16 protein-coding genes are annotated in these 21,932 nt (G+C 68.2%); 9 read left to right on the forward strand and 7 right to left on the reverse strand.

Features of this window, described 5'->3' with window-relative positions:
* The first annotated feature begins 257 nt into the window (after positions 1-257).
* Positions 258-2,837: an ATP-binding protein gene (locus tag ACWF4Z_RS34415; protein WP_452247389.1), complete on the forward strand. Its 2,580-nt coding sequence runs from the start codon at positions 258-260 to the stop codon at positions 2,835-2,837.
* Positions 2,838-3,542: 705 nt separating this feature from the next.
* Here ACWF4Z_RS34415 and ACWF4Z_RS34420 read toward each other — a convergent pair.
* Positions 3,543-4,052, reverse strand: a complete 510-nt coding sequence (locus ACWF4Z_RS34420) for a pyridoxamine 5'-phosphate oxidase family protein (RefSeq protein WP_452247390.1) — start codon at positions 4,050-4,052, stop codon at positions 3,543-3,545.
* Between the two features lie 52 nt (positions 4,053-4,104).
* Between ACWF4Z_RS34420 and ACWF4Z_RS34425 the strand changes: the two genes are divergently transcribed.
* Positions 4,105-4,947 (forward strand): DegV family protein, encoded by an 843-nt coding sequence (locus ACWF4Z_RS34425; RefSeq protein WP_452247391.1) that lies wholly within the window; start codon positions 4,105-4,107, stop codon positions 4,945-4,947.
* 694 nt (positions 4,948-5,641) lie between these two features.
* Positions 5,642-6,643 carry a helix-hairpin-helix domain-containing protein gene (locus ACWF4Z_RS34430; RefSeq protein WP_452247392.1) on the forward strand — a complete coding sequence of 334 codons (1,002 nt, stop codon included), beginning with the start codon at positions 5,642-5,644 and terminating at the stop codon, positions 6,641-6,643.
* Here the strand turns inward: ACWF4Z_RS34430 and ACWF4Z_RS34435 are convergent.
* Positions 6,620-6,871 carry a hypothetical protein gene (locus ACWF4Z_RS34435; RefSeq protein ID WP_452247393.1) on the reverse strand — a complete coding sequence of 84 codons (252 nt, stop codon included), beginning with the start codon at positions 6,869-6,871 and terminating at the stop codon, positions 6,620-6,622. The genes ACWF4Z_RS34430 and ACWF4Z_RS34435 overlap by 24 nt on opposite strands.
* A gap of 184 nt (positions 6,872-7,055) precedes the next feature.
* On the opposite strand from ACWF4Z_RS34435, the gene ACWF4Z_RS34440 reads away from it, so the two are divergent.
* Complete coding sequence (locus ACWF4Z_RS34440; protein WP_452247394.1) at positions 7,056-9,470, forward strand: ComEC/Rec2 family competence protein; 2,415 nt, start codon at positions 7,056-7,058, stop codon at positions 9,468-9,470.
* 136 nt (positions 9,471-9,606) lie between these two features.
* Here the strand turns inward: ACWF4Z_RS34440 and ACWF4Z_RS34445 are convergent, their stop codons facing one another.
* A complete protein-coding gene (locus ACWF4Z_RS34445) occupies positions 9,607-10,194 on the reverse strand; it encodes an isochorismatase family protein (protein ID WP_452247395.1) in 588 nt (195 codons plus the stop codon).
* A 150-nt stretch (positions 10,195-10,344) separates the two neighbouring features.
* Between ACWF4Z_RS34445 and ACWF4Z_RS34450 the strand changes: the two genes are divergently transcribed.
* The 3 genes from ACWF4Z_RS34450 to holA all read left to right on the forward strand — a co-directional run bounded on the left by ACWF4Z_RS34450 (position 10,345) and on the right by holA (position 12,876).
* On the forward strand, positions 10,345-11,181 hold the full coding sequence (locus ACWF4Z_RS34450) for an alpha/beta fold hydrolase (protein ID WP_452247396.1): 837 nt from the start codon (positions 10,345-10,347) through the stop codon (positions 11,179-11,181).
* The gene (locus ACWF4Z_RS34455) at positions 11,174-11,749 is read left to right on the forward strand and encodes a TetR/AcrR family transcriptional regulator (RefSeq protein ID WP_452247397.1); all 576 of its coding nucleotides are present in this window, start codon (positions 11,174-11,176) and stop codon (positions 11,747-11,749) included. Before ACWF4Z_RS34450 ends, ACWF4Z_RS34455 begins: the two co-directional genes overlap by 8 nt.
* A 143-nt stretch (positions 11,750-11,892) precedes the next feature.
* Entirely contained in the window at positions 11,893-12,876 is a 984-nt protein-coding gene (holA, locus tag ACWF4Z_RS34460) for a DNA polymerase III subunit delta (protein WP_452247398.1), read from the forward strand.
* Positions 12,877-12,944: 68 nt separating this feature from the next.
* Here holA and rpsT read toward each other — a convergent pair whose 3' ends face one another.
* On the reverse strand, positions 12,945-13,205 hold the full coding sequence (rpsT, locus tag ACWF4Z_RS34465; RefSeq protein ID WP_452247399.1) for a 30S ribosomal protein S20: 261 nt from the start codon (positions 13,203-13,205) through the stop codon (positions 12,945-12,947).
* A gap of 298 nt (positions 13,206-13,503) precedes the next feature.
* Between rpsT and ACWF4Z_RS34470 the strand changes: the two genes are divergently transcribed.
* Positions 13,504-16,641: a hypothetical protein gene (locus ACWF4Z_RS34470; RefSeq protein ID WP_452247400.1), complete on the forward strand. Its 3,138-nt coding sequence runs from the start codon at positions 13,504-13,506 to the stop codon at positions 16,639-16,641.
* Here ACWF4Z_RS34470 and ACWF4Z_RS34475 read toward each other — a convergent pair.
* On the reverse strand, positions 16,638-17,084 hold the full coding sequence (locus ACWF4Z_RS34475; protein ID WP_452247401.1) for an SRPBCC family protein: 447 nt from the start codon (positions 17,082-17,084) through the stop codon (positions 16,638-16,640). The two genes, ACWF4Z_RS34470 and ACWF4Z_RS34475, sit on opposite strands and share 4 nt — an antisense overlap.
* A gap of 164 nt (positions 17,085-17,248) precedes the next feature.
* On the opposite strand from ACWF4Z_RS34475, the gene ACWF4Z_RS34480 reads away from it, so the two are divergent.
* Positions 17,249-20,230, forward strand: coding sequence for a S8 family serine peptidase (locus ACWF4Z_RS34480; protein ID WP_452247402.1), 2,982 nt, complete (start codon positions 17,249-17,251; stop codon positions 20,228-20,230).
* Between the two features lie 50 nt (positions 20,231-20,280).
* Here ACWF4Z_RS34480 and ACWF4Z_RS34485 read toward each other — a convergent pair whose 3' ends face one another.
* Both ACWF4Z_RS34485 and ACWF4Z_RS34490 read right to left on the reverse strand, forming a co-directional pair.
* Positions 20,281-21,399 (reverse strand): hypothetical protein, encoded by a 1,119-nt coding sequence (locus tag ACWF4Z_RS34485; protein WP_452247403.1) that lies wholly within the window; start codon positions 21,397-21,399, stop codon positions 20,281-20,283.
* A complete protein-coding gene (locus tag ACWF4Z_RS34490) occupies positions 21,396-21,923 on the reverse strand; it encodes an RNA polymerase sigma factor (RefSeq protein WP_452247404.1) in 528 nt (175 codons plus the stop codon). Before ACWF4Z_RS34490 ends, ACWF4Z_RS34485 begins: the two co-directional genes overlap by 4 nt.
* Positions 21,924-21,932 lie beyond the last annotated feature (9 nt).

Raw genomic sequence — 21,932 nt, forward strand, 5'->3', positions numbered from 1 at the left:
CCCGCATCTCCCTCGCCGGGCACGTCCGGCACGAACCCGCCTGTCACGCTATGTTGTGCGGAGGGTGTCTGGGGATCCTGCGCCTACTGCGCGGCACTCGGCGGGCACCTCGGCGCACTGGAGGGAAGGGCACGATGGATCCGCATCGAGCCCTCCCCTCCAGCACACCGAGGCACTCCGCCGAGCACCTGCTCGCTACGGCGCAGGATCCCCAGACACCCTCCAGGAACGTGGTGCCTCAAGAGGGGTGACGGGCTGTGTCGGACGCGGGTGGCCGGGCTGATGGTGGGCGGAGTTTCGCCGATCTCTTGCTCGACCTGCGGGTCCAGGCCGGGCTCTCGCAGGAGGAGCTGGCCGAAGCGGCCGGGCTCAGTGTGCGAACGATCCGCGAGCTGGAGGCCGGCCGGGTGGCACGTCCCCGGAAGGACTCCGTTCGACTGCTCGCTTCCGGCCTTGAGCTGGGCGACGCGGATACGCAGCGGTTCCTCGCGGCTGCCGGACGTGGAGCGTCGCAGACTCGGACGGCCTCACGACCGACTGTTTCGGTAGCCGATCCCGCTCCGACCGGACTGCGCTGGCGCGGCACGCGGCCGATCCCGGACGGCCTCGTCGGTCGCGAGGAGGAGCTGCTCGAGCTGGAGGGACTGCTCGGGCAGAACCGGCTGGTCACCCTGGTCGGACCGGGCGGTGTCGGTAAGACAGAGCTCGCATTGGCCGCGGCCGACCGGTTCTCCGGTGTCGACACGACCGTGGTCGTCGTGGACCTGACCACAGTCCAGCGCGATGCCGCCGTACCGACTGCCATTCTGGACGCGTTCGGGACAGCGCCCGGTACGTCGGACTTGGACGACGTACTGTCCGGGCGCCGGCCGGGTGACCTGGTGATTGTGGAGGACAACGCCGAGCACGTGCTCGATGGGGTCGCCACGGTCGCGAATCGGATGGTCCGCAGCTTCCCGGGCATTGGTGTGCTGGTGACGTCGCGGATTCCGCTCGGTCTGCCGGATGAGGTGGTCCGGCGGGTGCAGGTGCTCGGCGTACCGGCCAATGACAAGGATTTCGACGAGATCAAGGCCAGCCCGGCGGTGGAGATGTTCTGCCGGCGAGTGGCGCGAGTGCGGCCCGATTTCTTGCTGACCGCGGAGACTGCGCCGATCGTCGCGCGGTTGTGTCGCCGGCTGGACGGACTGCCGCTGGCACTGGAGCTGGCGGCCGCACGGGCCGGGTCACTGTCGGTCGAGACCATACTGGCCGCGCTGGACGACAGGTTCCGGCTGCTGTCCGGACCGAGGCGGTTTGGTGCACCTCATCAGCGGACGCTGGCGGACACCATCGCGTGGAGTGTCGACGCGCTGTCCGATCCGGCTCGGCAGTTGCTGTACCGGGCGTCCGTGCTGGGGTCGCCGTTCACGCTTGAGGCCGTGGTCGGCGTGTGTACGGGCGCACCGATCGAGGCGGCCGACGTACCGATGCTGTTGGCCGAGTTGGTGGACAAGTCGCTGCTGCAGCCGGTGCACGAGTTCGAGCAGTTGTACGGCGCTCGCTACAAGCTGCTGGAGACGATCCGTGAGCACGCGTACGCCGGTCTGTCGTCGCAGGGCGATGATCTGATCGAGTTCCGGGACCGGGCGGTCGCGTGGTGTTCGACGTATGTCTCCGGGCTTGAGGGCGCGTGGTCGTCGCCGGACCGGGATCGCCGATACCGGGCTGCTCATGCGAACTCAGCGCTGTTCGAGGTGGCGTTGGAGCGAGCTGCTGAGCTCGGGCAGTGGGATGTGGCTGCGCGGATCGTGCTGGGGTTCCGGATCGCGTGGCAGTACCAGGCGAGCGTGGCCGAGAGCGGGATCCGCTGGGCGACGGTTTGTGCGGACAACGTCGAGGACAAGGAGGTCGGCGGCATGCTGCGCGCGATCGCCGGCCGGCTGTCCAGTCTGACCGGCGACATCCGCGGAGCCCGTCGACACTACGGAGAGGCGCGCACACTCATCCCTGGCGAGACAGAGCTCGGTCTGGTCGCTCGCGGCGGCTGGGTGTCGTCCGGCTCGCATTTGCTCGACACTCAGAGCCTGGCCGAGATTCCGGCGCTGGTGCAGGATGCGCGCAAACACGGTGACGCTCAGCGGTCTGCGACCGTACAGGCCATCTGTGGGCTCGCTCTACTGCGCTGGGGACGCCTGCCAGAGGCAAAGGAGCTCCTGCTCGCTTGGGAGGCCGCACTGGTCAATCCGGGCGTTTATGCAGATGAGATCGCGTATATGGCGCTCAGCCGGGTCGAGCTTGAGCTAGGCAACCTGTCCGGGGCGCGACGATGGGTGTCGCTCGCTCGGGACAGTCAGGCCTCGGACGATCCGGAGCGGACCAAGCTGGCCGGTTCGCTCGCCATGGTCGAGTATCACGCCGGCCGGTACGACGAGGCACGCGCACTGCTCGACGAGGCGGACGCTGACATCCGTGGACACCGTGGGTACTTCGACTACCTGGTGATGCTCTACCGGTCACGTCTGGCTCGCGACGCAGGTGATCCCGAGCAGGCCCGGCTGTGCATCCGGGACGCGGTCAACCGGCTCCTGGCCGAGGGCCGGGTGGTGTACCTGCTCGAGGTGCTGCCCGAGGCCGTGGCGGTCCTGCATGCGCTCGGCAAGTCGACCGAGGCTGACGCGTTGTGTGGCCAACTGCTGGCATGGCAGCGGTCGATGGACCCGCCGATGCTGCCGACGGCGTGGGCGGTTCTGCAGGAGTCGTGCTCCAGCGCATCGGTCGCCGACGGCTGGCCCGAGCCCGACCCCGCGGCATCGGTGCAGCGGCTGGCGAACGACGTACTGGCCGCTCTTTCCTGACGCCGATCGACCGAAGCTGCCGGGTAACTGCCGGTCCTTCTGCCTCGTCCTGACATACCTGTACGGCGAAGAATTACAGCCGTAGGGCAGGTTCCACGACGCAGAGACCGACACCGGGCAGTACGGCAGACAAAGGCGGTGAACCATGAAGAGGCCATGGATCAGCGCTGAGCCGTCGAGTTCGGAGAAGGCGACGCGGAGGGCATCCGACGGCCGGACGGTGGGGGCGCCGAACGGCTGTCGAGAGCTCCGGAGTGCTGCGAAGTGCGGATCTGTCCTGCCTGTACCGGATGCCGTGCGCCGTCAGGGCACCGCACCCGGGGCGGGGTCCCAGCAACAGGCCAGGCACACGACACAGGGGACGAGTGCGACGGCTCGGCTGACACGGGAAAACCGGTGGGTCTGGTCACCCGCCGGTGGGTCGGCCGCTGGGGCCTCCCGGGACCTCGACGAGCTCGCGGTCAGAACGGTCCGCACTGGACCGGCACGGGGAGTAGCTCGCCGAGGACCCACACCAGCCGCACGGGGAGGCGGCAGGCCGGCAACCAGGGGGAGCCGGCCCGCCGGCATCGGAAGGAAGTCCAACCGCTGACACAGGGAGGGCGTCCGGATCGCTGACCTACGAGGGGAGTTCAGCAACCGGACGACGTAGGGGGAGTCAGCACAGCGAGGTGAAGGCCAAGGCGGGGTCGGCCTTCACCTCGCTTACTTGTCCAGGAGCCCTGCCTTGTCGAACGCGTACCCGACCATCCAGGTTGGTTGGAGGCGGCAGTACACGATGTCGTCGGCCCAGCTCGACGGAGAGCTTCCGTAGTGATCGACGAGATGCTGCTCGATCTCCGGGAACTCCGGATGATCCGTTGTCAGGAACTCGACGGTCCCATGACTGAACACCCCGATCCGCTCGCCATCGACGTACGAGAGACTCGCCGCCGGCCTGACCTTCAAGTGCCGCGCCTTCGCCGCCGAGCCGGCCGTCGTGAACACCCACCGCGCATGCAGGAAGTGCCCATCGACCGCACTGATCCGCGGCTCACCCTTCGCCGTCACGGTCGCCAGATTGAGCGTGCACATCCCGGTCAGAACCCGCACCAACTCGTCAGCATCCAGCCGCCGCGGATCCGTGACGATGTTCCGCAGATGCTGCGTAGAACGCCCGTACGCCGCATCCAGCAACCCCTGCAACTCAGTTACTTCGCCCACTGACTCCTTCATGCGTGGAGTCTGGCACTCCACCCGGACATTAACCGTCCGGTAACCTCGCCACATGTCAGCCCGCGTGCAGGTCGTCACCGACTCCACGGCCGGTCTGTCTACGCACGAGGTGCTCCGGTTCCCCTTGACCGTCGTACCACTGCAGGTCGTCATCGGCGGGACGTCGTACGACGACGGCGCCACGTCGGCGGATGCGGTCGCGGAGGCACTGAAAACCTTCACACCCGTGTCGACCAGCCGTCCGGCGCCGCAGACGTTCACCGACGCGTACGTCGAGTGCGCCAAAGCCGGTGCCGAGGCGGTCGTATCGATCCACCTCTCCGGTGACATGTCCGGCACGTTCGAGGCCGCGATGATCGGGGCCAAGGAGTCCCCGATCCCGGTCCGCGTGGTCGACTCACGCTCGCTCGCGATGGGCCTCGGCTTCCCGGTACTCGCCGCAGCCGCAGCGGCAGCCGCGGGAGCTGACCTGGCCGACGTAGAAGCCGCCGCCCGCGCGCGCATGAAGTCGATGTCGGCCTACTTCTACGTCGACACCCTCGAGTATCTCCGCCGCGGCGGACGCATCGGTGCCGCCCAAGCCCTCCTAGGCACAGCCCTGGCCGTCAAACCCCTCCTCACCATCAGCGGCGGCCGCATCGTCCCGCTGGAGAAGGTCCGTACCTCCAGCCGAGCCATCGCCCGCCTGGCCGACATAGCTGTCCAACGAGCCGGCGACCTCCCGGTCCAAATAGCAGTCCACCACCTGGCCAACCTCGAAAAGGCCCAAACTCTCGCAGACGGCCTGGCCGACCGCCTCCCGCAGGCCGAAGAAATAGTCCTCCGAGAAGTAGGCGCCGTCATAGGAGCCCACGTAGGCCCCGGCCTCCTGGCAGTAGTCGTCTCCCCCCGCTAATCCACCTCCCCGCACCCCAACCCCCAGCCGGACGGCGTGCACCCATTAGGAGGTGTCCGGCGCTCAGCCGGTCCCGCCCGCCTGAACCTGCCGTTTTCACGGCCGGATCCCGTGACACCACCTGTCGACCTGCACGCGCCACCGCCCAGCCGCGACGGTCACCCCCGCGCCACCGCCCAACCGCGACGGTCACCCCCGCGCCACCGCGCGGCAGCGCCCCCACCCTCGCCGAACCGCCTGGCCGCGACCGCCGCTGTCGCCGGACCGCTCGGCTGCGACCGGCACTCTCGTCGGACCGCTCGGCTGCGACCGGCACTCTCGCCGGACCGCTCGGCTGTGACCGCCACTGTCGCCGCACCCGGCCCCGGCCCCGGCGCCTCGCCGGGGGCGGATCGCCAGGCCATCACAATTCGCCGATGCCATTGAGTTCAGGCGTGGGACCTCCGTCCCGGCGCGATTGTGATGGCGTGGGGTTCGCACTGCACGGGTGAGGGTGAGCGAAGCGGACCTGTGCCACTCATGAACCAGCGGTTCGCTAGTGCGGGGGAATGTGTTTGAGCGGGTCGGAGGGCTCAACGAGCTGGTTGGTGAGTGGTGCCGGTCCGCCGACCACATCTCAGTCGCAAGAGCCCGGTTGTCCACAGATTTGGATTTGTGGGTTGGGCGGGGGGCTCGGACTCGTACTTTCTCTGGCGTGAAGGTCTTTCGTCGTGCTCCAGCGTCCGGTCCGGACGCCCGTGAGCGTGCGCTGGCACGTCTTGGCGCCCGCCCACCGGAGCACGCACCCGACGAACACCTGGAGGAGCGTGATGAGGAGGTGCGAGGTGGATGGATCCCCGAATCTGTCCGGCCGGAGCGACTACGAGACGCCCGCTGGACCCTGTCCGCACGACACGTTGTGGTCCTGGCCGTCGTGCTGCTCATCGGCCTGTCCTGGGCAGCGTGGTCCGTCTTCCGTGCCCGGCCGGAGACCCTTCCCGACGCCCGCCCATCCACCGCAACCACCGGCGCACCCGTCGCCCAACCGTCCGCCGGCAACCAACCTCAACCCCCGACGAGCGGCGGCCAATCGTCCGGCAACAACTCTGCCGGCACCGCCCAGACCACGCCGGGCGCCGGGACCACACTGGGCGCCCAGACTGCTCCCGGCGCCCAGAACACCTCAGGTGTCCAAACCACCTCAGGCGTCCAGACGACCCAAGGTGTCCCGACCTCGCCAGGCGCCGTGGCCTCCGGCGGCCCAGGCCAGTCGGGTGCCGTGGTTGTCGTCGACGTCGCCGGTAAGGTCCGCCGCCCCGGCCTGGTTCGCGCTCCGGTCGGCTCGCGCGTCGCCGACGTCCTCGCCCTCGCCGGCGGCCCGCTACCCGGCGTCGACCTCACCCCGCTCAACCTCGCCCGCCAAGTCACCGACGGCGAACAAATCCTGGTCGGCCAACCAAACCCACCCCCACCGGCCACCGCACCCGGATCGAGCTCTACATCCACACCCGCCGCGCCCTCCGGCGCACCGGTCAACCTCAACACCGCAACCCTCGCCCAACTGGACGCGCTCCCCGGCGTCGGCCCAGTCCTGGCCCAAAGAATTCTCGACTACCGCACCCAGAACGGCCCCTTCACCACCATCGACCAACTCCAGGAGGTCCCCGGCGTAGGCCCCAAAAAGTTCGACTCTCTAAAACCCCATGTCCGCCTCTAACCCCACCCCCGAGCCAACGTCTGCAACCACGACGTCCTCCGCGGCGGCGTCGCCCGACGCGACCCCCTCCACCCCCGAGCCGACGTCTGCAGCCACGGCGTCCTCCGGGGCGGCGTCGTCCGACGCGACCCCCTCCACCCCCGAGCCGATGTCTGCAGCCACGGCGTCCTCCGGGGCGGCGTCGTCCGACGCGACCCTCTCCATCCCCGAGCCGATGTCTGCAACCACGACATCCTCCGGTGAGGTGTCGCCCGACCCCACCCCCTCTTTCCAGGTGACTCCATCAGACCCGGCAACTTCATCTGATGTGGGTGAACTGCCTGGTCGGGGGGAGGGGCTGGATGTTCGGTTGTTGGTGCCGGCTGGGGTGGGGTGGCTGGCGGCAGCTGTGCTGGTTGGAGAGCGTCCGGTGGTGGGTTTCGTCGTGGCGGCAGTGTCGCTGGTGCTGACGGCTGTGGTGACGACGGTCTGTCCACGGATGCCGACCACGGGGATGCGGGCCACGGGGATGCGGGCCACGGGGATGCGGGCCACGGGGATGCGGACCAAGGGGATGGGGATCGCACGGATAGGGATCGCACGGATGCGGATCGCACCGGCCTGGATCATCCGGACGCGGATCACCTGGTCAGTGGCTGGTGTGCTTGTGGTTGTTGCTGGGATGGCATTGGCGGCGGCTGTTCAGGTGAAGACCCTGCAGGCTGGCCCGGTGCACGACTTGGCCGCGGACAACGCGACCGTCACGGTGCGGTTGAAGGTGACCGCGGACCCGTCTTTACGTCAGAGCACAGCTAGCCGTCGACCGCCGTACGTGGTGATGAAGGCAACGATCGAGGAGGTGAGATCCCGGGGGAGTACGACGCGAGTTCACACGTCGGTGCTCGTGATTGGCACCGCGCAATGGCAGACCGTCCGCTTCGGCCAGCATGTCGATGCCAATGGTCGGCTTCAACCAGTCGAGGCGGGCTCGGATGTCGCTGCGATGCTGTCGATCCGTTCACCGCCACGGATCGTGGATGAGCCGGCTTGGTGGTTGCGTGCGGCCGAGAAGGTTCGCGCCGGTCTGCGCGAGTCGGTTGCCGGTCAACCTGACGACGTACGTGGTCTGGTGCCGGCCCTGGTGATGGGAGACGAGTCCGGCCTGTCTGCCGACCTGAACGAGGACTTTCGCACGACCGGCCTGACGCATCTATCCGCGGTTTCCGGCACGAATCTCACGCTGTTGTTGGCGTTCATCCTGCCGTTCGCGCGGCTCGTCGGGGTGCGAGCTCGCGGTCTGACCGCAATCGGCGTACTCACAGTCGTTGTCTTCGTGGTGCTCGCGAGACCACAGCCGAGTGTGCTCCGCGCGGCTGCGATGGGTTTGATCGCGCTGGCTGCGATGACAAGTGGTGGCGGGCGGCGGCGTGCCGTGCGGAGTCTGTCGGTTGCGGTCATCGTGTTGCTGCTGATCGACACCTCGCTCGCGCGATCAGCGGGGTTCGCGCTGTCCGTTCTTGCGACTGCTGGGATCGTCCTGCTCGGTCCCGGGTGGCGTGATGCGATGGCCAGGTGGTTGCCGGGGTGGTTGGCCGAGGCGATCTCCTGTCCGCTCGCCGCGCAACTCGCGTGTACGCCGGTCGTCGCGTGGCTGTCAGGCCAGGTCTCGCTGGTCGCGGTTGGCGCGAACCTGCTGGCGGGCCCGGCTGTCGGTCCGGCGACCATCCTCGGATTCGCTGCGGCCGGGGTCGCGCTCGTCAGTACAGAGGTAGCTCAGCTTGTGGGTTGGGCCGCGGGCTGGCCGGCTCGCTGGATCATCCTGGTTGCGCGCGTAGGCGCGGATCTCCCCGGCGCGGCGAACCCTTGGCCGGCTACCGCGACCGGCGTTGCTGTGCTGACATTGCTCTGCATTGCGTTGGTTCTCGGGCTGCACCGCATCCTGTCTCGCCCGATCGCCATGATCCTCGCGGTGGTTCTGCTCGCGGTCGTCGTACTGCGGCCGGTCGGCTCCTTGGGCTGGCCACCGGACGACTGGCTGTTCGTGATGTGCGATGTCGGGCAAGGCGATGGTCTGGTGTTGAGGGCGGGCGATCGTACGGCGGTGGTCGTCGACACGGGTCCGGATCCGGCGGCGATGGATCGGTGCCTGCGTGATCTCGGCATCGAGTACATCCCGGTTGTGGTGCTCAGTCACTTCCACGCGGACCACGTGGGTGGATTGGCCGGTGTGCTCAACAATCGGCGGGTCGACGAGATCGAGGTGACGCCGTACTTCTCGCCGCGCGCCGAGTACAAGCGTGTTGTCGACCTGGCCGCGCAGCACGGGGTCGGCCTGCGCACTGTTGCCTATCAGGAGAAGCGGGTGGTCGGTGAGATCAGTTGGACCACGCTCTGGCCCGCTCGCGTGCCGGCACTTCCACCACCCGGCACTTCATCAGCAACCTCGACCGACGAAGGCTCACCGGAGAACAACGCGAGCATCGCGATGATGGTCGAGCTCTCCGGCCTGCGGATCCTCCTGACCGGCGACCTCGAACCCGAGTCCCAACGAGCTGTCCTCGCCGCCGGTGCTGATCTTCGCGCCGATGTGCTCAAGGTCCCTCACCACGGCTCGGCGCAGCAAGACCCCACCTTCATCGCGGCCACCCACGCGCGACTGGCCCTGATCTCCGCCGGCCGCGACAACGACTACGGTCACCCCGCGCCGAGAACGCTCGATCTCCTGTCCCACGACGCGATCCGAACCGCCACCACCAACACCAGCGGCCCTCTAGCCGTGACCAACCCCAACAACCACCTGTCCCTCACCACCCAACCCTCATCCGGCCAACTCTCATCCGGACGCTGAGACAACCGCGCGCCTGCCACAGTCCGAAGACCTGACCCGGCGGCACTGTGTCACAGGTGCTTCCGGCGCGAGAGTCGTGAAGGTGACGGCAGAGGTCTCTACCGAGCGTTCGCGGTGGTGGAGGTGGCGGCGGGCTCTACCGTGCTTTGGGGGTGGTGAAGGTGACGGTGGTGGCTTCTACTGTGCTTTCGGGTTCGTCGCCGAGAGCCCAGGCGGCTACCCGGGAGACGACGTGGGCTGGGATCGCCTCGCTGACTCCGGGGACGGCTGGGATGTCGTAGGTGCCGTGGGCGTCGTGGGGGAGGACGACGCGGTAGCCGCGGGCGAGCGCCGTACGGGCGGTGGCTTGGACGCACATCTCGGACATGACGCCGCAGATTGCGAGCGAGCGTACGCCGTCGGCGGTCAAGAGTTGGCCGAGTCGGGTGGCGTCGAAGCCGTCGTCGCGAGGTTTGCGGACGATGTGTTCGCGGGGGCTGGCAGCCACCGGCAGGTAGAGCTTCCAGCCGGGTGTGTTCGGTTCGTCGGCAGCGCCGGGTGGACCGTCGTTCTGGAGGTGTACGACGAGAGCTCCGGCCGCCCGCGCCCGGTCGAGGAGCTCGGTCGTGCGATCCAGGAGGCCAGCCGCGCCGGGTACGGCGTTCTCACCCGAGACGAATGCGGTTTGTAGATCGACGACGATAAGCGCGTCCACGGCCGCGACGCCGGTACGACGGTGAGTCATGCCGCCATCCTCACGGTTCAGCGCACACACTCCACCGGATTACCCGCTTGACAGCGATCGCTAATCCTCGTAACTTGAAAGCTAATTAGCGTAGCCATCAAGCTTCGGTGTGAAGCCCAGGATGGCAGTGGCTCAGGAGAGCGGGAGGTCATGATGACGGAGTTCGTCGAGGTCGACGGCGGTCGTATCGCCTACGAGATCACGGGTGACGGGCCGCTGGTTCTGCTCGCTCACGGCATGGCCACCACGCGCTCGTCGTACCGGTTCCTGGTGCCGAAGCTGGTGGCGGCCGGCTACCGCGTGGCGAACGTCGATCTGCGTGGTCATGGCGAGTCGTCCACCGGCTTCTCCAGCTACACACGGACGGACGTCGCGAACGACCTGCTCGCGGTGATCCGGCAGCTCGGCGGCCCGGCTGCCGTGGTGGGCACCTCGTTCTCCGGTGGATCGGCCACGATCATGGCGGCGACGGCGCCTGAGTTGGTCACGGCGATCGTGGAGATCGGGCCGTTCACCCGCGTCCCGAAGGCGAACCTCGTCGCGATGCTGCGCAACTCGAGGTACCGCAAGGGCATGCTGTTGCTGCTGCGCATGGTGCTGACCGGCAGCTTCACCGCGTGGACGCGCTACCTCGATCATGCCTACCCGGGGACCAAGCCCGCCGACTACGACGCCGACCTGGCCGACCTGCTGGTCAATCTGCGTGCCGGGGCCATGGTGGCCGGCCGGAAAATGGGCCAGGCGCAGCCCAAGGACGCGGAGGCCCAGCTCGGGAACGTACATCGACCCGCGCTGATCATGATGGGGACGCTTGAGCCGGACTGGCCCGACAGCAAGGCTGAAGCCGAGGCGATCGTGGCAGCGATGCCGGAGGGTGTCGCCCGGTACGTGATGATCGCGGGCGCCGGCCACTACCCGCACGCGCAGTACCCGGATCAGGTGGCGGCCGCGCTGCTGCCGTTCCTCGCGGAGCATGTGCATGCCTAGAGCCGGACTACGTACCGACGACGTGGTGGTCGCCGCGGCGACTCTTGTGGACGAGATCGGATACCACGAGCTGACGATGGGGGTGCTGGCCCAGCGGCTCGGCGTCCGTCCGCCTTCGCTGTACAAGCACGTGGAGAACCTCGCCGACCTGCAGCACCGGATCGCCACCATCGCGATGACCGAGCTCGGCGACTGGATCCGGGACGCCCTGCAGGCGAAGACCGGGCGTGATGCGGTGCACGCGCTGTTCGCTGCGGTGCGGTCGTATGTGCAGAGTCATCCGGGTCGCTACCTGTCGACCGTCGGCGCCGAGTTCGCCGGTGCGGACGATCCGATGTTCATCGCGAGTGCCCGGATACTGGAGTCGATCGGTGCGGTGCTGCGCGGGTACGGCGTCACCGATGCGGAGCGCGATCACGCCATCCGGAGTATGCGCTGCATGATCCACGGCTTCGCGTCGTTGTCGGCGAGCAACGGGTTCCAGTGGAACGCCGATCCCGAGGTCAGCTTCGACTGGATGGTCGAGTTTGTGGACCGCGGCCTGCGTGCCGAAGCAGCCAAGGTGTAGCCGCGGAGACGGCCGAGTCGGAGCCGCGGGAGCGGCAACCTGTTGCCGTGCCAAGCCGTGCCAAGGCGGCCAAGTCGGGCCAAGTCGTGGGTCGCCGGATTGCCCGTGCTCGGGTTGTCTGTGCGGCGTGGGATGCTGGCGGGGTGGCTGCTCGTAGGGGTTCTGCGCCGAAGTTGGGCGACGTGTTGCTGGTGACCGGTGCCGAGGCGTTTCTGGCGGATCGGGCCGTGCGGTCGGCGATCAAGGCCGTGTCGAAGGCGAGCGCCGAGGTCGAGGTGACCGAGGTCGAGGCGTCCACGCTGGACGTCGGGGTGTTCGCCGAGCTGACCGGGCCGTCGCTGTTCGCCAGCGAGCGCGTGCTGGTGCTGCGCGGCCTCGAGAACCTCCCGAGCGACATGGCGCCGAACCTGATCGGGTACGCCGGCTCCCCGGCCGACGACGTACTCGTCGTGCTCGTGCACTCGGGTGGTCAGAAGGGCAAGGGCGTCCTCGACAAGTTGCGGAAGGCATCGGTCAACGAAGTCGTGGCGACTGCCCCGAAGGCGTGGGAGTTGCCGCAGTTCGTGGCGGGTGAGATCCGGCTGCACGGCGGGAGTGTGGACGAGCGGGCCGCGTCGGCGCTGGTGGATGCGGTCGGGCACGACCTTCGGGCGCTGGCCGGAGCATGTTCGCAATTGGTGTCGGACTCCGACGGGCAGGCGGTCACCGCCGAGCTGATCGGGCAGTACTTCGGCGGTCGCGCCGAGGTCACGAGCTTCGCGGTCGCGGACGCCGCGATCGCGGGCCGGACCGAGCCGGCGCTCGAGCAGTTGCGCTGGGCGCTCGACTGCGGAGTCGCGCCGGTGCTGGTGACGAGTGCGATGGCGGGCGGTCTGCGCGGGCTGGCGAAGTTCGCGGGCGCGCCGGGCGGGATGCGGGAGGCGGATCTGGCCCGTGAGGTCGGCGTACCGCCGTGGAAGCTCAAGCAGTTGAAGCAGCAGGTGCGCGGCTGGACGCCGGGAGGTCTGGCGACGGCGATCAAGGCGGTCGCGCAGGCCGACGCCGACGTGAAGGGCGCCTCAGGCGATGCCGGTTACGCCCTGGAGCGGATGGTCCTCACCGTCAGCCAGGCCCACGGCCGCCGCTGACTACCCAGAAATCGGGAACGCAAAAACGATCGGCCGGTCGGAGACGGGCCGATCGTTGGCGGGCTGCTTCAGAGCGAAGCGGCCTTCTTGAAGATGGCCGACTTGCGGTTCGCGGCCTGGTTGGCGTGGATGACGCCCTTGCTGACGGCCTTGTCGAGCAGACGGCCGGCGGTGCGGGCGTGCTCCTGGGCCTTCGCGGAGTCGCCGCCCTCGGCAGCCTCGCGGAAGCGGCGAACTGCCGTCTTGAGGGTCGACTTCACCGACTTGTTGCGAAGTCGCGCAGCCTCGTTCTGGCGGTTGCGCTTGATCTGGGACTTGATGTTCGCCACGTGAGCAGAGCCTCGATCAGGAGTATGCGGTCAATACAGGAAAGTGTCGCGGCGCACGGCAATACATCACCCGCCGTCGCGCGAAGAACCAGATTACCAACAAGCCGCACCCAGCACCAAACCGAGCACCCAGCCGAGCACCCAGCCAAGCGCCCAACCAAGCGCCCAACCAAGCATCGGGCCGGTACTGCAGACGCTTGCCCTCAGGTCCGCCCGAACGGCCGCGACTCTGCCCGAACGTCGGCCGCCCCCGACCTTAGGCTCGTTCGCGAACCGATCGATCACGGAGGGCAACGACGTGGGTAGCAACACCGGCACGGCGACCGACGCTGCGACCACTACCGGGAGCGCGCGACTGAGCCGCCGTACGTTCCTGGGCGCGACGAGTGCGCTGGCGCTGCTCACCATGGTCGAGGGCTGCCGTCCCGACGCGAAGGGCGACGCAGCTGCCCAACAGCCCATCGAGGAAGCTCTCAAGCTGCTAAGGGACGCCGTACGGGAATCACCCGACCACCTCGCCCGCCGGGCCGATGACGTCGTCGCGACGAAAGACGCGTCCCGGATCGCCGCCTTCGTCCGCGAGCACATCGCGGTCGTACCGCCCTGGTCCAATTCCGAGGACCCCGCGGTCGCGCGGCGCTGGGGGACTGCCGCGACCCTCCGCGGTGGACAGGGGACGTTACGGGAGCGGGCCGACCTCCTGCAGAGTCTGCTCACCAAGGCGGGTTTCCAGGCCAGCGTCAAGATCGCCGACCGCCCAGCCGCGTTGGACCTGCCCACGCTGTACCGCGATCGCCTCGTCCCGTTCGCTCCCGACCAGAAACGCATCGACAAAGCGGCGGGCGTACTGGCGCCAACCGGCGCAAGGGTCCCGACGAGCCCACCACCGTTCCCGCCCGAGGCCCCGGATCAGGTGCCCGCGATCACCGCCGCGCTGCCCGCCTCGGTCAGGCAACTGACGCCTCGCCCCGACCTCCTACCGGACCGGATCCCGGTCGTCACCTTCACAGACAAAGAGCAGAAGTACGCCTTCGCCCTCGGCGACCTCGATCCGACCGGCACCCCGCCACCTGCGCTCGCCGACGCCGATCCCGCCGCGCCGCTGCCCAAAATCAGCGTCACGGTGTCCGCGCTCGCCAACCCCGGCCTGGGCAGTCAGACCCCGCGTGGTCAGCTCATCGATCTGGTGCAGGGCGAGTGGACCACCGACGTCGTCGTCGGGCGCCAGCTGGTGTTGTCGTTCATTCCCGCGGCCGGACCGCAGGCCGCGCTGCAGACCAAGTCGGCGGCCGATCTCCCGGTTCGGATGCCGGTGCTGCGGGTCCAGACCGACGAGCCCGACAAGGCTCCGCCTGACCTGGCCGGCCCGATCGTGTCCGTACAGGGCGAGGTCTACCGCCCCGGAAAGACCGCCGACCAGCTCGACGGACCGTACGGCCCGATCAAGACCGTCTCGGCCGACGAGCGGACCAAGGCGATCGCGTCCGCGGCCACTGTGAAGGTTGAGGCGAACGCGTCGGCGTTCCCCGAGGTGACGCTCGACGTGAGCGTGCGGGACAAGGACGGCCGTTCGGTGGACGGCCTGGACGCGAGCGCGTTCGTGGTGACCGACAGCGCCGGCAAACCGTCGTCCGTGAGCATCCGATCCAACGCCCAGGACACCACCCGCCCGCGGGTCCTGATCGCCTACGACACGTCGGGAAGCGTCGCTGAGGTCTGGCCGTCACCCCAGGCCAAGACGACGTTCGAGCAGTCATTGACCACGACACTGCAGTCCGCTGCGACGAAGACCCCGTTCGACGTACAGGTGGTGGGTCTCGGGCAGACACCGGAGAAGGACGCTTGGCAGGCGCCGAACGCCGAGCTCCTCGCTGCACTGCGCGACGTGAACAGCGACTCGAGCGTGTGGGCAACGGTCGGCGGTTGGGCGCTCGACCAGGGCCTCACCGCGATCGTTCTGATCAGCGACAACGTCAGTGCGCTCGAGGACCCGCAGGACATCCCACTCCTGCAGCGCCGTCTCGCGGCATCCGGCGTGCCGGTGATCTGCCTGCCGATCGGTACGCCGGACGAGAAGGCGACCTCGACGATCCTGTCGCTCTCGCACGGCACCCGCCTCGATCCCACTGCCAAGGACGTCGCGACGAAGCTCGCCGCTGTGATCGCGCCGCTCGCCGCCAAGCGCGCAGCAGTCAACTACCGGCTGAGCTACGTCGCACCGGCGAAGGGCGCGGCAGCGCGGACGGTCACCGTCACTCTGACCGGGCGCGCGACGCCGAAGGGCCAAGCCAGCTATCAAGTACCCGCGAAGCCCGGGACGGCACCGTCGTTCATCGGTCTGTATGTGACGTTCGAGGTCAACGGGCAGACCGTTCGCCGTCGCCTGGCCGGCCTGCCGCTGAAGGACAACGGCACTCCGATCGGTGCTCTGGATGATGCGACAGCCGCCGCCGACACACGTGCCGCGATGTACGGCGTGACCACGATCGCCTTCGAACCAGGCATCACGACCCAGGCCGCGATGCTCGACGACGTGCTCTCGTCGTACCTCTCGATCGAACCGCTGCGCCCGATCTGGAAAACCGCATCCGCTGAAGACATCGTGAAGAAAACAGGCAACACGGTACGACGGGTGCCGGGCCTGTTCTCCTCGGTGTTCAGCCCGGTGCCGGTGGTGGCCGGGGCGGTTCCGACTTTCCGGGTCGCGATCCTGAGCGAGCGACAGGTCCCCGACGGTCCGATGTCGCGGCACCTGGACCTGCCGCCGGACCTGAACCAGGTGGTCGCACTGGGACCTGACCCCGCCAAGGCGTTTCAGGCCGCCGTACAAGCATCCGTCGGCGCGAGCGTGGCGGAGGCGGCGACCTTCGACGACTCCGCGTTCAACCGCGTGAGCGGTCAGAAGCTGACTCCGATCCTGACCGGCGACGCGGACAAGACCGCTGCGTTCCTGGCCACAGTTCCGGCCGCAGGCAAGTCGGCCTGGAGCACCGTGCTGGGTGCCTATCAGGACAAGCTGGTGCTGGTGCCCGCAGCCGGCACCGGCGGTGCCCTGTGGGTGGTTGACCCGACGAGCGGTGCGACCACCGCCGTGCTGCTGGACGGCACCGGCGGGGCGTTGGACAGCTGCCCGAAACTCAACAAGTGGGACGTGCTGAATCTGATCGTCGGCGTCGGCGGTCTGGCCTGCACTCTCGGTGCGGTCGTGAACCCCTTGTTCTGCGTCGGTATGACGGTCTTTTCGATCGCTTTCACGGCCGCATCGGTCATCGAGTCCGGGGCCGGTGAAACCACGCCGTTCGGCCTCTTCGGCAGCGTGTTCGGCGCCTCGCTGCCGGCGTCCATGAAGGTACCCATGCCAGGCATCGGCGGACGGATCGGTGTCGCCGGCCTGCTCATCACCCTGACCCTGATCACGCTGGAGTGCACCAACTAGCGCTCAGCCGCTGACTTCAGCTCTCGCAGGGTGGTGTGGATGCCTTCGACGTTGCGGGGTACCCGATTGCCGAAGATGGGACGGAACAGCGCCCGCAGCACACGCGGCCGCCGGTCCGTCCAAGACTCGGTCACCGCGCAACCCTCAGCGGTCGGGGTGAAGTCGTAGGTCCACAGCGAGATCGGGATCGGCCCGAAGGTGATGTCGAACTCGAACCTCCGCCCGGGATCGGCGGCCACCACCCGGCCGAACGTGAACCACCGTACGGCGCCGACCCGGTTGTGCCCCACGAACCGCGCGCCCACCACCGGTCTCGTGCCGGCCGACCAGCTCACCCGGGTGCACTCGGGACTCCATTCGCTCATCCGGGGGAGGTCGCTGACCAGCGCGTACAACTCCCCGGCGGACGCCTCCACGGCGATCGACTCGGTCACGTCGGCCATCGGGTTATCCCTTGCTCTCGGCACACATCCGGCGAGCTGAGCGTGACATCGACGAGGTCCGACGGCATACTCAGGCCCTCGTGACACCCATCACCTAGGTCACGTTCGAACGACAGCGAGCCCAAAGCTCCACCATCGCTCCGTCCCAGCCCTGGAGGAACTCAGTGACCCGCCGTACTCCACTTCTCGTCGCCACCGCGATGGTCGCCGCGACAATCGCCGTACCAATGATCGTGAGCGCCGCCGGCGCCAGCGAGACACCGACCGCGGACCCGACGGTCAAGCGCTCCGACACCGGCGCGTATATCGTCCAGCTCGACGACTCGCCGGTGGCCGAGTACGACGGCGACATCGCCGGCCTCGCCGCCACCCGCGTCCTGCCGGGCGGCAAGCTCGTCAAGACCGCGACCCAGGTCGTCAGCTACGTGGATCACCTGGCCGGTGAGCGCGATGACCTCCTCCGGAACGCGCCGGACGTCAAGAAGCTCTACGACTACAGCTACACGTACGCCGGTTTCTCCGCCGAGATGTCGTACGACGAAGCAGTCAAGCTGGCCAAGTCGTCCGGCGTGAAGAGCGTCGAGCCCAGCGAGATGCAGCACCAGGACACCGTCGACACCCCGAGATTCCTCGGCCTGTCCGGCAAGGGCGGTGCGTGGCAGCAGGCGGGTGGCGTCGACAAGGCCGGCGACGGCGTGATCATCGGCGAGATCGACTCCGGCTTCGTCCCGGAGCGGGCCAGTTTCGCGCCGATGAAGACGACCAAGCAGTCCGACGCGCTGGTCGCGAAGAAGTGGAAGGGCACCTGTCAGGCCGGTGAGGAGGCGCCCGTCACCTGCAACAACAAGGTGATCGGCGCCCGGTACTTCGACAAGGGCATCGGCAGCCGCCCGATCGAGGCGGAGTTCAAGTCGCCGCGCGACTACGGCGGTCACGGCACCCACACCGCGAGTACGGCGGCCGGTAACTACGGCGTCGACATGACCGTCCTGGGCCGGGACTACGGCAAGGGCTCCGGTATGGCTCCGCACGCGCGACTCGCGATCTACAAGGCGCTGTGGGCGGTCGACGCGACCGGCGGCGGTAGCGGTACCGACGCCGACATCGTCGCAGCCATCGATGCCGCGGTCGCGGACGGCGTGGATGTGATCAACTATTCGATCTCCGGCTCGGGCTCGACGTACGTGAACGCGACCGGCCTGGCGTTCCTGCGGGCAGCGAAGGCAGGCGTGTTCGTCGCCACCAGCTCGGGCAACACCGGTCCGGGCGAGGCAACGGTCGGCAAGACCTACCCCTGGGTGACGACCGTTGCCAACGGCACCCATGACCGCGACATCCAGACCACGCTGACGCTCGGCAACGGCAAGACCTACACGGGTGCGGGGATCGGCGCCGGCGTTCCGTCCGCACCGGTCGTCCTGGCGAAGGATGCCGGACTCGCGGGCGCCGATCCGGCCACCCTCGCGCGCTGCCAGCCCGGCACGCTCGACCCGGCCAAGGTGACCGGCAAGATCGTGGTCTGCGACCGTGGCGTCAGCGACCGCGTCGACAAGAGTCGCCAGGTCAAAGCCGCCGGCGGCATCGGCATGATCCTGCTCAACATCACCCCGGGCACCCTGGACGCGGACCTGCACTCGGTCCCGACCGTGCACCTGGACGACAAGGTCGCGCCCGAGGTCAAGGCCTACGTCGGTACGGCGAACCCGACCGCAACCATCGGAGCCGGTACGCCGGTCCGCGTCACCGCACCGAAGGTCGCCGCCTCCTCCAGCCGCGGCCCGTCCCCGGCCGGCAACGGCGACCTGCTGAAGCCGGACATCATGGCGCCGGGCACCAATGTCCTGGCCGCGACGACCGCGTTCAGCGCGGCCGGTGGCGAGTACGCGTTCATGAGCGGTACGTCGATGTCCACGCCGCACATCGCCGGTATCGCGGCCGTCCTGAAGAGCAAGCACCCGACCTGGTCCCCGATGGCGATCAAGTCCGCGATCCTGACCACGGCCACCGACAAGGACACCAGTGGCCAGCCGATCCTGAACGACTCCGGCTCGGCCGCGACCCCGTTCGGCTACGGCGCCGGTGAGACCCGGCCGAAGCTCGCGATGGATCCCGGCCTGGTCTACGACTCGTCGTACGACGACTGGGCCAAGTTCGTCTGCGGTTCCGGCCAGGTGCCGAGCACGCACGAGCTGTGCGCGGGCGGCAAGATCGACCCGAGCGACCTGAACTACCCGACGATCGCGATCGGCGACCTGGCCGGCAAGCAGACCGTGACCCGGACCGTGACGAACGTCAGCCGGTTGCCCGAGCTCTACGTCCCCAAGGTCGAGGGTCTGAAGGGATTCAAGGTGACCGTGTCGCCGCGGGTCCTGATCACGCTGCCCGGCCGGAGTACGTCGTACCAGGTGACGATCGAGAACGCCGGTGCGCCGCTCGAGCAGTACTCGTTCGGCAAGCTGACCTGGAAGTCGGCGCTGCACGAGGTGAGCAGCACGGTGGCGATCAAGCCGCTCACGGTGAAGGCGCCGGTGCAGGTCAACGGCACCGGGACAGCTGGGTCGGTGCAGGTGCCGATCACTGCCGGGTACACCGGGACGCTCAACGCCACCGCGGTCGGCCTGTCGCCGGCGACTGTCGCTGATGCCGCGTTGAAGAACCCGGGTGGCGTCTCGTTCCCGACGACCAGCCCGAAGGCGAACGACCACGTCGCCAAGTTCACGGCAGACGTCCCGGCCGGTACGACGTACGCCCGCTTCGCCACGTTCGACGCGGACTACCCAGCCGGCACAGACCTGGACGTCTTCGTCTACAAAGCCGGTACGACGACACTCCTCGGCAGCAGCACCGGTGGGTCAGCCGAGGAGCAAGTGAACCTCGCGAAACCCGCAGGAGGTCAGGTGGACGTGTACGTCGACCTGTTCGCCGGAGCCGGCGAACAAACAGTCAAACTGAACCACTGGCAACTGAAAGACCCCACGGGCAACCTGACGGTCACCCCAGCAACCCAGTCCGTCCAGGTAGCCGCTCAAACCACCACCACCGCAACCTGGACCGGCCTGACACCCGGCACCAGGTACCTCGGCCAGTTGCAGTTCTCCGACGGCGCCAACGGCTCCGGCTCCACCATCGTCCGCATAGACAGCTGACTCACCCCGACGACGAGGGCGGACCGAGAACGGCCCGCCCTCGTCGTCTGTCACGGCTCCTGCAGGGTGATCTTCGAGGCGTCCTTCTGCAGGAGAGCGCATTCGCCGCTGCGCACATCACACCGGTAGAGCGATTGCTTCTTGCCAGGATCACCCGGCTCCGGCGGCCTGGTGGTGAGGACGAGCTGGTTCGCATCCTCGAACTGCGCCGACGGGAAGTCGTTCATCTGTTGACCGGCGGGCAACTGGAGCTTGGTGATCTTGCCCGTCCGGAGGTTGACGACGAGATTCGCGTCGCTGTTGACCATCCTGCGGCCGTCGGGCGAGGTCAGTGGGTAGTACGACGCCGGACCCGCATCGCAGTACTGACGCAGGACCTTGAACGCACCGTTGCTCAGCACGCCGGCCTTGAGACAGCGATCGTCTCCGTGCCTCGTGGACACGGTGACCGTGTCCGTGTCTGCCGGAGCGCTCAGCCCGCCCTCGAAGTCGGGGAGGGCGAGGGTTTGGGGCTGCCCTGAGCCCGGGTGCTGCCAAACCATCAGAGCGGACGTCGTGACCGCGTCGTTGCTCATCCAGAGCCCGCTCTGGTTCCAGCCGAGCAGTGTCGGCTGATATGACAGCGGAGTGGTCGACACTGCCTTGCCCGACTTGACGTCGACGATGACTATTTCGCCCAGAGTGCCGGACCGGTAGCGCATGACGGCGACCTGCTTGCGATCGGGCGACAGCGTCGTTCCGCCCGATCTCTCCGGACCGATCAGGCGGAACCGTCCATTCGTGCCGAGAACTCCGGCCTGGAACTGCCCCGGCTTGGGCAGGCTCATCGCGAGCCAGCCGCCGTCGACGCGCCCGAAGAAGAATCCGTCGACCCCCTTCGGGATCCGTACCCGCCGGCCGCCGTCGTACAGCGTCGCGCCGACGGTGTACGGGACCGTCGGGGCAGCGGTCGACACCGGCGCGGCCGGCTCCGGGATGTCGTCGCCCGAAAACCGCGCCAGGTAGGTCGCGCTGACCGCCAGCACCAGCGCGATCGCGGCGGCGGCCGCGAGCACAGGCCAGGGACGGCGGCGTACCGGCGACTCCAGGCCAGGGCCTTCGGCGGTTTCCGGGATGGTGTTGGCCTGGGAGTGGAAGTAGTCGCGGAGGCGTGTCTCGGTGGTGGTCATCGGACGTCCTCGAGTTTCTTGGTCAGAGCGGTCAGGCCGCGGGAGGCTGTGGCTCGGGCAGTCGAGGGGCTGATCCCGAGGGTCTGGGCGATCTCGTCGAACGGGAGGTCCAGGTAGTAGCGCAGGACGAGGACCTCGCGGTTGCGTCGGGACAGCGACTGCAGCGCCCGTCTGACCTGTAGCCGTTCCTCTCCGAGTACGGCGGTGCTCTCGGCGGAGTCGTGGTGCTCCTCGTGCGGTGGCGTGTAGAGACGGGCGACCCGGCGGCGTCGCAGGATCGAGCGACACCGGTTCAGGACCGTCGTACGCAGGTATCCGAGCGCTTTGTCGTTGTCCCGGAGCGGCCAGTGCCGGTACAGCTCGACGAAGGCCTCCTGAACGGAGTCCTCCGCCGTCTGCCGCTCGTCCACGACAAGCAGAGCCATCCGGACCAGCCCGGTCCAGTACCGGTTGTAGAGCTCCGAGACGGCTGCCCGCGCGTCGTCATGCGCCAGAGACCGGACCGGACCTCTGATGCTCACCATTGGATTCGT

It is taken from the genome of Kribbella sp. NPDC055071 (genome assembly GCF_053608045.1).

Coding starts and splice junctions, on each gene's coding strand:
- ACWF4Z_RS34445 (WP_452247395.1), bottom strand. CDS start 10,194: ATGACTCACCGTCGTACCGGCGTCGCGGCCGTGGACGCGCTTATCGTC.
- ACWF4Z_RS34490 (WP_452247404.1), bottom strand. CDS start 21,923: ATGGTGAGCATCAGAGGTCCGGTCCGGTCTCTGGCGCATGACGACGCG.
- ACWF4Z_RS34485 (WP_452247403.1), bottom strand. CDS start 21,399: ATGACCACCACCGAGACACGCCTCCGCGACTACTTCCACTCCCAGGCC.
- ACWF4Z_RS34455 (WP_452247397.1), top strand. CDS start 11,174: ATGCCTAGAGCCGGACTACGTACCGACGACGTGGTGGTCGCCGCGGCG.
- ACWF4Z_RS34420 (WP_452247390.1), bottom strand. CDS start 4,052: ATGAAGGAGTCAGTGGGCGAAGTAACTGAGTTGCAGGGGTTGCTGGAT.
- ACWF4Z_RS34450 (WP_452247396.1), top strand. CDS start 10,345: ATGATGACGGAGTTCGTCGAGGTCGACGGCGGTCGTATCGCCTACGAG.
- ACWF4Z_RS34475 (WP_452247401.1), bottom strand. CDS start 17,084: ATGGCCGACGTGACCGAGTCGATCGCCGTGGAGGCGTCCGCCGGGGAG.
- ACWF4Z_RS34425 (WP_452247391.1), top strand. CDS start 4,105: ATGTCAGCCCGCGTGCAGGTCGTCACCGACTCCACGGCCGGTCTGTCT.